This is a genomic window from Nocardiopsis sp. NPDC058631 (genome assembly GCF_042716955.1).
Lineage (GTDB): Bacteria > Actinomycetota > Actinomycetes > Streptosporangiales > Streptosporangiaceae > Nocardiopsis.
Map to the genome: position 1 here is coordinate 21,700 of NZ_JBHXQY010000051.1, position 10,521 is coordinate 32,220.

General features: G+C 75.9%; 6 protein-coding genes. 2 read left to right on the plus strand and 4 right to left on the minus strand.

Annotation, left to right across the window (positions count from 1 at the left end):
- The first annotated feature begins 250 nt into the window (after positions 1 to 250).
- Positions 251 to 1,384, plus strand: coding sequence for a heme A synthase (locus ACFWTE_RS17775; RefSeq protein ID WP_378780584.1), 1,134 nt, complete (start codon positions 251 to 253; stop codon positions 1,382 to 1,384).
- Here ACFWTE_RS17775 and ACFWTE_RS17780 read toward each other — a convergent pair.
- Positions 1,311 to 2,606: a PrsW family intramembrane metalloprotease gene (locus tag ACFWTE_RS17780; protein ID WP_378780585.1), complete on the minus strand. Its 1,296-nt coding sequence runs from the start codon at positions 2,604 to 2,606 to the stop codon at positions 1,311 to 1,313. The two genes, ACFWTE_RS17775 and ACFWTE_RS17780, sit on opposite strands and share 74 nt — an antisense overlap.
- A 199-nt stretch (positions 2,607 to 2,805) precedes the next feature.
- Here ACFWTE_RS17780 and ACFWTE_RS17785 point away from each other — a divergent pair, with 199 nt between their 5' ends.
- Positions 2,806 to 3,246 (plus strand): hypothetical protein, encoded by a 441-nt coding sequence (locus ACFWTE_RS17785; RefSeq protein ID WP_378780587.1) that lies wholly within the window; start codon positions 2,806 to 2,808, stop codon positions 3,244 to 3,246.
- Between the two features lie 23 nt (positions 3,247 to 3,269).
- On the opposite strand, the gene ACFWTE_RS17790 is transcribed toward ACFWTE_RS17785, so the two are convergent.
- From ACFWTE_RS17790 to ACFWTE_RS17800, 3 genes are all read right to left on the minus strand, one after another.
- Entirely contained in the window at positions 3,270 to 5,096 is a 1,827-nt protein-coding gene (locus tag ACFWTE_RS17790; RefSeq protein ID WP_378780588.1) for a hypothetical protein, read from the minus strand.
- A 211-nt stretch (positions 5,097 to 5,307) separates the two neighbouring features.
- Entirely contained in the window at positions 5,308 to 9,156 is a 3,849-nt protein-coding gene (locus ACFWTE_RS17795; RefSeq protein WP_378780589.1) for a DUF5682 family protein, read from the minus strand.
- Between the two features lie 70 nt (positions 9,157 to 9,226).
- Positions 9,227 to 10,369: an AAA family ATPase gene (locus tag ACFWTE_RS17800; RefSeq protein WP_378780590.1), complete on the minus strand. Its 1,143-nt coding sequence runs from the start codon at positions 10,367 to 10,369 to the stop codon at positions 9,227 to 9,229.
- Between the last annotated feature and the right edge of the window lie 152 nt (positions 10,370 to 10,521).

Genomic DNA, 10,521 nt, shown 5'->3' on the forward strand with positions numbered 1-10,521 from the left:
GGCCGGTCGGCACGTCGTAGGCCAGGCGTCCGCCCACCGTGCTGCCCGGGTCCGCCTCCTCGAACAGGCCCGGACCGTCGGAGGCCGGGAGGTCGCTGCTGTACACGGAAACGTCCGCGTGCCCGGCGGGACCTCCCGCAGCGCGCGGCCCCGCCCCGTTCCCCGCCCGACTCCGGCCGGATCGGTGCAGGTGAAACGCTCGTCCGGGGTCCGGTGACGTCCGACTGGAGCATGTACTACGCTCTGTCGTATGTCTGATTCCCCGGCCTCCGCGACGCTGGCCACGAACACGCTCCCCCCGCTCGCGGCGGAGGACATCATCCTCCTCGGCGCCCCCCTGTGGGCCTGGCAGATCGCCGTGGCCGCCGCCGGGGTCCTGGCCCTGGTCCTCCTGGCCCGGACCATCTGGAACCCCACCAGCAGGTCCCTGCGCGCCTGGACGCTCGGCAACATCATGGTCAACGCCGGGATCGCCGTCACGGGCGCCACCGTGCGCGTCACCGAGTCCGGGCTGGGCTGCTCGGAGTGGCCCAAGTGCACCCCCGACAGCTTCGTGCCCATCGACACCGGCCACGCCGCGTTCAACGCCGCCGTCGAGTTCGGCAACCGGACGCTCACCTTCGTGGTCCTGGCGGTCGCCGTCATCACGTTCATCGCCGTCATGCGGATGTCCCCGCGCCGCCGCGACCTGGTCCGGATGGCCGCCATCATCCCGTTCGGCGTCCTCGGCCAGGGCGTCGTCGGCGGCATCACCGTGTGGACCGACCTCCACCCCGCCTCGGTCGCCACGCACTTCCTGCTGTCCATGGTGATGACCTTCATCACGGTCGCCCTGTACGTGCGCTGCCAGGAGCCCGAGGGCCGGCCGCAGATCTCCGTCGGCCCCATGCTGCACGCCATCAGCGTCGGCCTGGTCGTGATCGGCTTCCTGCTGCTGGTGGCCGGCACGGTCGTCACCGGATCCGGCCCGCACGGCGGCGACGCGGCCGCCCCCCGCTTCGGGTTCGACATCCCGGTCGTCACACGCATCCACTCCGCGCTGGCCTGGCTCACCCTCGTGGGCGCCCTGGCGGCCACCGCCATCGCCTTCCGCGGCGGCGCCCGCCGCCCCGTCCGGATGAGCAGCGCCGCCCTGGTGGCGGTCGTCCTCCTCCAGGGGGTCCTGGGCTACACCCAGTACGCCCTCGGGCTGCCCGAGGCGCTCGTGGTCCTGCACGTGCTCGGTTCGGCCCTGACCTGGGTGGCCGTCTCCCGGCTGTACTTCTCCACCAGCCGCCTGGTACCCGTCGGCGAGGTCCTCGACGACGGCTTCAGCCCGGCTCCGGCCGGTCCGGCTGACCGTGACGGGGGACGTACTCCTGCTGGCTCCTCGCCTGGGCGATGACGTGCGCGAAGTCGGCCCGGCGCAGGAACCCGGAGTCGGTCGGCTTCTCCGCCCACCCCGGGGTGACCGGCTGGGGCACACGTCCCAGGAAGGTGTCCCGGGCCACGTGCATCAGTGCGAGGAAGGAGTCCCTGCGGACCTTCCAGTCCGGGCGCTCCAGCCCGGCCTCCAACTTCTGGTGCAGTAGGGCGAGCTCGGTCGCGGCCAGCTGGTACTCCTTCATCGCCGTCCGGCCCCTGCGCCCGGCGTTGCGGCCCGCCCACTCGCGGGCCCGGCGGCGCCCCTGCATGGAGCTGAGCATGGTGATGTCGGACGGCGTGACCAGACCGGTGGAGATGTAGGGCGGCAGGTGGTGGTCGATGGCGCTGATCTGTCCGCGGCGGTCGCGGGCGGCCAGCGCCAGGATGCCCATCAGCACCGCGAACAGCACCACGTAGGCGACCGCCAGGCCGTACCAGCCGAAGCGCGTGGACGCGTTCCACAGACCGTGCAGCAGGACCGCCAGGGCCCAGCCGCCGACCGGTGCCAGCAGGCGCAGGCGGCCGGTGCGCATGGCCGCGTAGGCCACCCCGATACCGATCATCGCGGTGTAGACCGGGTGGCCGAACGGAGCGACGATCCCGCGGATGGCGAAGGTCGCCACGAGGGTCCCGTCGAAGAACGCGCTCAGGAAGTACAGGATGTTCTCGGTGAAGGCGAAGCCGGTGGCGACCATCCCCGCGTAGACCACTCCGTCGGTAAACGTGTCGATCTCGTTCCTGCGGCGCCACAGCAGGATCAGCAGCACCATGCCCTTGGCGCTCTCCTCGACGAGCGGCGCCACCACGGACGTGCCCAGGAATCCGCCGAGGTCCTGACCGAACAGCGGCACAGTGACGTGGGCCAACCCCCAGCCGTTGAGCAGCAGGGAGGCCACCACGGCCACTCCCGCACCCCAGGCGAAGGCGAAGAACAGCACCCAGCCGGGCTCGGGCTCGATCCGGTCGAGCATGAGGATGAGCGGCACGAGGATGCAGACCGGGATGACGGCGGCGACCAGGCTGACGACGAATCCGGTGGCTCCGTCGATGCCCGCCGCGGCCCCGCCCGCCATGGCGAGCAGCCACAGGTAGACGAGCATGCCGAACATGCACACCACGCTGACGGTGGTGCCCAGGATGAGGGTCGTCGAGTAACGGGAGCGCCGGCCCTGGAGGATGGCCTTGCTGTCGAGTCGGGGCATGGGCACCGATCGTAGCGGGAACCGCGACGAGCACGTGTTCCACCCCGGGAGGCGGGGACGGAAGGCACGGGACCCGGGCGCCGGGGGCCGGGCACAGCGGCGCGCGAGGACGCGAGGGGCACCGGGCCGGGCGCAGCGGAGGCACGCGCCGGTCCCCTCGCACAGCACGGAAGGCCTCGCATGGTGCAGGATCGGAGTCGTGAGCGCCCACGAACCGAAAGGCCGCACCATGGAACCGACCACCCCTCCGGACACCGCCGCACCCCCGCTCCTGTGGGTGATACGGGTGGCTGCCCTCCTCCACCTGGCCGCCATCCTCTGGGAGGGCGCGACCGCCGGGCAGCTGGTGACGTTCAACACCGCCGCCCTTCCGCTCCACTACTACGGCGCCTTCGGGGTGCACGTGGCGGCGGGGCTGCTCCTGGTCGCGGCGGCGGTGTACTGGTACCGCTCCGGGGCCGGCCGGGGCCGACCGCTCATGCTCCTGCTGGTCGGCCTGGTGGCGTTCCTGATCGGCTTCCCGCAGGCCGCCGTGGGGACCTACGGGCCGATCCAGGCGCACGTCCCGCTCGCCCTGGTCCTGACCGGGGCCGCGACGTGGACGGCCGTGCTGGCCTGGCGCAGATCCGGCCCCGCGTAGGTCGGGACCGGGGCCCGCGCCCGTCAGGCCGGGCCGCCGACCCGTTCGGTCCAGGCCAGGGTGTGCAGGTGTTGGTGCGCCGCCCCCAGGTAGGTCGCCGCCGCCAGCCACGCGCGGGCCAGGCGGTCGGGCGGGGGGACCACCGACTCCCCCGTGGCGGTGCGCCACCGCTCCCGGGCCGAGTCGACCACCTCTCCCAGGACGTCGGCGGCGGTGGGCAGGTGGTTGCCGCGCAACCGGGCGGCCAGCGCGGGGTCGGCCGGGGCGGCCTCCCGCCCGGCCTCGGCCACCCTGGTGAGGACCCGTGTCAGGGGGCCCAGGCCCGGGTCGGCCCCCGGCGGAGCCGTCGGCAGGGGCCGGGACGGGCCCGCCGCACCGGCCGACGGCAGGGTGTCCAGGGAGAGGTTGATCCGCCCCTTCCACGCCTCGGGCAGGGCCAGCCCGGGCACGGACACCGTCACCGGCACGAGGAGCCCGGGGCGTTCGGGGACCGGTCTGGCCACCGCCCGTAGCGCGAGCCCGGGTTCGGCGGCCAACCGGAGGAGGTTGCGCGCGCGCAGGAGGTCCTGGGGGCCGTCGGGCCCCAGGACCAGCGGAGCACCGGTGGAGGTCTCCACGACCGCGGTCGCGCCGTCCGCCTCTCCCGTGACGGTGAGGTCGGCGAAGACCAGGTCGTCACCGGTGCGGTGGACGGGCGACGCCCGCGCGGCGACCGCCGCGGCGACCTGTTCGGAGAGCGGGCGCTCCCAGAGCGCGGACAGGGGCGCCTCGTCCCACGCGCACCCGGCGGAGACCGCCGCCGTCGTCGCGGACCCCCCGCTGAGGCGGCCGTCCGCGCTGGCGCTCACCCGTTGCGCGATCATGCCCGAGCGTCCGAGGTCCCGGTGGCTCAGCGCGGACCCGCCGAAGTTGATCCCGGCGCCGTAGACGGCCGAGGCACGGCCGGCGTCGCCGGGGACGACGTCACCGATCCGCCACAGGCGGGTTCCCCCTGTGAGGGAGACCGCGTGGGTGACGACACCCGCGTAGCCGGAAGCGGTGGCGACGCGTTCGCATCCCAGCCCGTAGAGCCGGAGGGAGCCGATCTCGGTGTACGAGCGGCGGCCGGTCCCCACGTCCGCGAGGGTCGGCGAGGGACGGGGGCCCTCGGGCCCGCCGCCGAGCCGCCAGGAGGTGTCGAGGAGGCCGCTGAGGGCGTCGGTGTACTCGGCCAGGGCGAATCCGGGCGAGGCGTGGTCGCGCAGACCGGCGGCGACCGCGGTGCAGGCGGCGGCCAGGCGGGGCAGCCGCGCGGCGCGGGCCGTCGCCGCCGCTCGCAGGAGTTCGGAGCGCTGGGAGGATCCCGCCGCCCTCAGCCCGCCCGCCAGCGTCCGGGCTCCGGCCGCCCAGGCGAGCGCGGCGGCGGCACGGACGTCGCCGTCGGTCTCGACCTGCGTGGTGAGGGGGTCGGTGGCGGGCTCCCCGGAGCCGGGGGGACGGGTGGGCGCCGCGGCACCGGCCCCGCCCCCGGAGCCGGTGTCCTCGGAACCGCTCCGGGGCCCGGAGGGCGCGGGGTCCTCGTCGCCGTCGTCGCCCGTGGGGACCAGCAGCCCGGTGACGGAGAGCAGGTGCAGGCAGCGGGGGCCGAGCAGGCAGGTGCAGGCGACCTGGTCGGCCCCGGTGATCCGCGGGCCGTCCAGTGTCACGGTCTCGTTCCCGGCCGCGACGGTCCACACCCGCCCGTCGGTGGTCCAGTCCCACTCCTCGGCGGCGCGCGGGGCGGCGTCCAGCTTGCGGCGGACCCGGCCCGGTGCGGCGTCGAGCAGCTCGGCGAGCAGGCCCGGATCGATCCGGGGGCGTTCGGCGGTCACCTGGGGTTCTCCTCGGAGGGCTGGGGTGGGCGGTGCGTGCGGGGACGGCGGCCCGGGACGGTCGAGGGGGCGTGGAACGCCCCGTCCTGTGGCGGTCGGCGACCACCGGGGGTGTGCCTCGGTGACGGGCACGCCCGGCCGGGGGGCGGGCGCCTGGCGCCGTGGCGCGGCAGGTGCTGCGCCGCACCTGCCGCGCGCCCGGTGCGGCGGCTCAACCGCGCACCTTCTCACCGATCCACGAGGCCAGTTCCCGGGGGCTCAGCGAGGCGACCGGCATGCCCGCGGCCACGAACTGGGCGGCGGTCGCCTGGTTGCAGACCGGCGCCCCGGTGTCGTCGAGGGCGGCCAGTCCGAGCAGGTGGGCTCCACCGGCGGCGAGCGCACGGACCTCGGCCAGGGTACGGGGCAGGCTCCCGCCCTCCTCGAAGTCGGTGACGAGCGCGACGATCGTGCGGCTGGGCACCCTGATCCTCTCCCGGGTGTGGGCCAGCGCCGCACCGATGTCGGTGCCGCCGCCCACGGACACCTCCAACAGGAGTGACAGCGGGTCCGACACCCGGTCGGTGAGGTCGATCACCTCCGTGGAGAAGGTCGTGAACGACACGCTCAGCGCGGGCAGGCCGTGCAGGACGGCCGCGACGAGGGCCGCGTAGATCGTGGAGCGCTCCATCGAACCCGACACGTCCACGACGATGTGGACGTGCCAGTCCGCGCTCCGACGCGCCCTGGTCCGGAAGACCGGGTTCTCGGGGATCAGCAGCGGGCCGTCCGGGCCGGGGCGGACCGTGCGGAGGTTGGCCCGGACGGTGCGTCCCAGGTCGAGGGGCCCGCCGCGCCGCCGGGTGGGGCGCGGTACGGACAGGCCCGACAGTGCGGGGCGCATGCGGTGCGCGAGTTGTCGCACCAGCTGCTCGGTGATCGCCCTGACCAGGGGGCGCAGCGTGGCCAGACGGGCCTCGGGCAGCGCTCCGGCGAGCGAGAGCACCTGTTCCAGGAGGTCGACGGAGGCGGTGACCCGGCCGGGGTCGAGGCGGTCGAGGGCGTCGGCCCTGCCCCGCACGGCGGCCCTCCCCAGCACCTCCTCCCGGACGGTGCCGCCGAACAGGTCCTGGAGCTCCTCGTCCCACTGGCGCGCGACCGGTTCCGAGCTCCCCTGGCCGCCCCTCGCGCCGGGGCGGTTGGCGGTCTCCTGAGAGCCCTCCCCGTGGCCGCGCCCGTACAGCTCGTCGAGTGCCGCCGACGCACGGCGGGCGAGCGTCCCGCCGCCGTGGGGCGGACGCCCCAGGACGAGCCGCCACCGGTCCGCGGCCCCGATGGCGTGCGGGGCTCCGCCGCCCGGGAGCGGGCCTGTGGACAACCGCTCGGAGGGCCTCCGGCCGGTGGAGACTGGAACAGCGGCCACCGCGTCCGCGTCCGCGGCGGGGGCCGGGGGGTTGTCGGAGGAGGCGTGGCCGGTGGAACCGGCCCGGCCGGAGGTGGCGGGCGGCACGGAAGGGGTGGCGCAGAGGGGGGCAGGGATGACGGCGGAGGGGCCGCCGTCCGTGCGGGTGGCGGCCGCGCCCGCCCGTGCGGGATCGGTGTCCGCGCGGTGGACGAGGCCGGGCAGCAGGGCCTCCACCGCCTCACGTGCGGCGGTGTCGGCGCGGGCCAGTGAGAGGGCCAGCTCCGGCGGCACCTCCAGGCGGGCGTCCACCTCACCGATCCTCTCGGTGACCGCGTCCAAAAAACGCGCGCGGGCGGCCGTCGACAGCGCCTCGAACCCCTCGCGCAGGGCGGGCAGCCGTGTCAGGAAGCCGTCGTCGGGCCAGGCCTCCACCTGTCCGGTGAGGGCGTCCAGGACGCCGGGGTCGGCCTCGACCACGGGGGCGGCCACGGTCATCGCCCCCGCCAGGCGCAGGGCGAGCGCGCCTCCCCTGCCGCCGACGGCCGCCTCCAGCCATCCGGTGAGGCGTCCGGCCATCTTCTCGGGGGCCAGGCCGCCCAGGACCATCAGCGCCGAGGACGCCGCGCCCTGGGCGAGCGGTCCGCCGTCGTCGGCGAGCTGCCCCAGGTGCCACAGGAGCCGCTGGGGGCCCATCGCGCCGGGCAGGGGCGCCTGGTCCTGGACCAGGCGCACGACCCGCAGCAGTGCGGCGGCGTCGGCCGGGTCCGCGCTGCCGGCCATGCCCGGGACCGAGGCGACCGCGGCCTCGGCCAGTCGCACGCGCAGTCGGTGCAGGGGCTCGGGAGCATGCGGCATGCCCGGCACCTGGCCGGAGACGACGCGTTGGACGCGGTCGTGCAGTTCGACCGCGTCGGCCAGGCCGGCCCGGGGCAGGACCTCCTCCCTGACCCGGTCCCCCAGGTCGGCGGCCAGGTCGGTCAGGGCGCACTCGGCGGCCTGGGTGAGGAGGGCGCCCGCGACCTCCGGGGTCAGTGATCCCCCGCCGCCGTCCGCGGCGTCGCGAAGACGGGCGGCGACCCGGCCGCGCGCGGCCTGTTCGAGGGTCGTCCCGTAGCAGGAGGCGAGTTCGAGGGTGGCGGAGCAGGCAGGGGTCCAGCGCACGGTCCACAGCCGGCCCAGGGTCTCCCCGTCCGTGGTGCGGCCGCCGTCACGGGGTTCGGCGTAGGAGACGCCCGCCGCGTACAGACGGTGCAGGGCGATGTGGCGTTCGCGGTCGCGCCCCCCGCGCAGGGGGTCCAGCCGCAGGTCGCGACCCTCGTCTCCGGGGCCGGGCAGCCCGAGACGGCGCAGGAGGGAGGTGGTGTGGACGACCAGGCCGGAGACCGGGGCCCCGGGGGCGGTGGCGCCGCGCCGGGTGCCGACGAGCTCGCGTTGGGCCGCGCGGGCCAGGGCGCGGGCGCGGCCCAGGGGTTCGCCCTGGGCGAGGGCGCTGGAGAGGCCCTCGACCAGCTCGCGTCGGCCCGGCGCGGGAAGTCCGCGCAGGGCGGCCAGGTCGCGGGCCATCCGGTAGGCGGCGGTCGTGTCGGGGACGCCGCACACGTGACCGTCCGCGCGCAGGTGGCCGCCGATGGCCGACAGGCGCCGGACGGCCGCCCGTTCGACCCCGTCGGGGCTGCCCCCGGCGGCGTGGACGTCCTGCTGCCACTCGGGGTCGCGGATACCGGCCGGGTAGCCCGAACGCGAGTCCAGGAGGGCGAAGGTGTAGGGGATGAGGGCGGTGGACAGCCCCGTGTCGGCGTGCTCCCCGGGGGTGGGCACAGCGATCTCGGCGGTGGGCGGGAGGTCGCCCGGGTCCTCTCCCCGCACAGACACCGCCGCGGCGGCGGTGTCCCCATGCCCGCCACCCGCGGATGTTGCGGGGGTGGGACCCGGCCCGCCGGCGATCCCCACCGCCGCAGGCCGCACCGGGTCGGGCAGGGCGTGTTCGGGCAGGAGCGCGGCGGCGTGGAAGGCGCCCACGACGGCGACGGGCCGGGCGGCGCCGATCTCGGTGACGCGGCGGCGCATCCACGCCTCGCGGGCACGGTCGCGGTGGCCGATTCCGCCCGTGCCGAGCGCCGCGGCGCGGTGGGCCCACCCCAGGGTGAGGGCCGCTCGGCGGACCCGCTCTGGGGCGGCGCCGTAGGAGCGGGCCTCCACCATCCGGTCCCACAGCTCCTCACCGTCGCAGACACCGGCGGCGCGCAGCAGCGCGCGGTCCAGGCCCGGGCCCCCGGTGCGCTCGGCACCGGTGTCGGGGACCGGCACGGAGGCGGGCAGGTCGACGGCGTGCACCGGCACCCCGTGGGCGCGCGCCCAGCGGACGGCCGCCAGCTCGGGTGAGAAGTCGGCGAACGGGTAGTACGCGTGCTCTCCCCGGTCGGCGTCGCCGATCACGAGGGCCACCGGGGCCACCGTGTCGGGGTGGCCGAGCCACTCCAGCCACGGTCCGGCCTCCAGGGGGAGTTCGACGAGCACGGCGTCGGGGTCCGCCGCCTCCAGGAGGGCGGGGACGGCGGCGGCCAGCACCGGCGAGTGGTGGCGCACCCCGATGAGGTGGGGTTGGGCGCACGCGGCCAGCGCCTCGGGGACGGCCCCGACCGTCTCGGGTCCGTCGAGTACCTCGGCGGTGTTCACCGGCGGGCCCTCCCCTCTCCGCGGGCGGCGGGGCACGGCCCCCGGTGGTTCTGCTCCCCGAACACGCGCATCACTCCCCCACGACGTGGCGCAGCTCGTACAGGCGCTTCCACAGCCGGGCGCCGTTCTCGGCACGGTGGCGGATCGTGGAGTCCCAGTAGGCGAGCAGGCGGCCCTGGTCGTCGGCGTCGTCCTTGCGGACCGCTCCCAGCAGGTAGCCGGGGACCAGGGAGAGAGGGTCGGCCACGCCCAGGTAGGCGGTCTGCAGGCCCAGGGATGTGGTGACACCGACCGCCTCGGCGGTGCTCATGACGGTGGTGGGGCGCTCCACCGGCCAGCCCTCGACCGAGGCACCGGAGCGCAGGTCGCGGAAGGCGGTGACCAGGGCTTCGATGACGGCGTCGTCCACGGGGAGTGCGTGTCCGTGCCGGGCCAGTGCCGTGCCCGCCTGGCGGCGGACGAGGTCCACCTCGGCGTCCAGGTCGGCGATGGGCGGGACCACCTCGAAGTTGAACCGGCGTTTGAGGGCGGCGCTCATCTCGGAGACGCCCCGGTCGCGCAGGTTGGCGGTGGCGATCACGTTGAAGCCGGGCCGGGCCAGGAACTGGCCGTCCTCGGTGAGTTCGGGGACGGCCATCCGCCGGTCGGAGAGGAGTGAGACCAGGGAGTCCTGGACCTCGGGCAGGCAGCGGGTGACCTCCTCCACCCGGGCGACGCGGCCCGTCCGCAGGGCCGTGAGCACCGGGGAGGGCGCGAGGGCGTCGACGGTGGGGCCCTTGGCGAGCAGGAGCGCGTAGTTCCAGCCGTAGCGCAGGTGTTCCTCGGTGGTTCCGGCGGTGCCCTGCACCGTGAGCGCGCCGGTGCCGCTGACGGCGGCGGCGAGCAGTTCGGACAGGAGCGACTTGGCGGTGTCCGGTTCGCCGACGAGCAGCAGGCCGCGCTCCCCGGCGAGGGTGACGACGCAGCGTTCGACGAGGCCGCGCTCGCCGACGAACTTGGCGGGGATCTCCAGGCTCGCCGGGACTCCTTCGGCGGGTTCGGGCAGCCGCAGCCTGGCACCGTCGCTGCCGACGATGAAGGTCACGACCGCGCGGGGGGTGAGCCGCCAGCCGGGAGGGCGGGGCCCGGTGTCGTGGGCCGCGAGGAAGGCGAGTTCCTCGGCGTACCGCAGTTCGGCGGGCTCGATCTGGACGTCGGGAGCGGTTTCTGGCACCACATCTCCTCGGGGTGGGATCTGATCGGGTCTGGCGGGCCGGAGGGCCGGCATCCGGGCGCGGCGGGGCCGTGGGGGACGGGCCCCGGTCCGCGGCCGGGGGCGGGGGGACGGCCGCGGGCCCCCGGGCTACCCGCCGGGCCGGGCCCCCG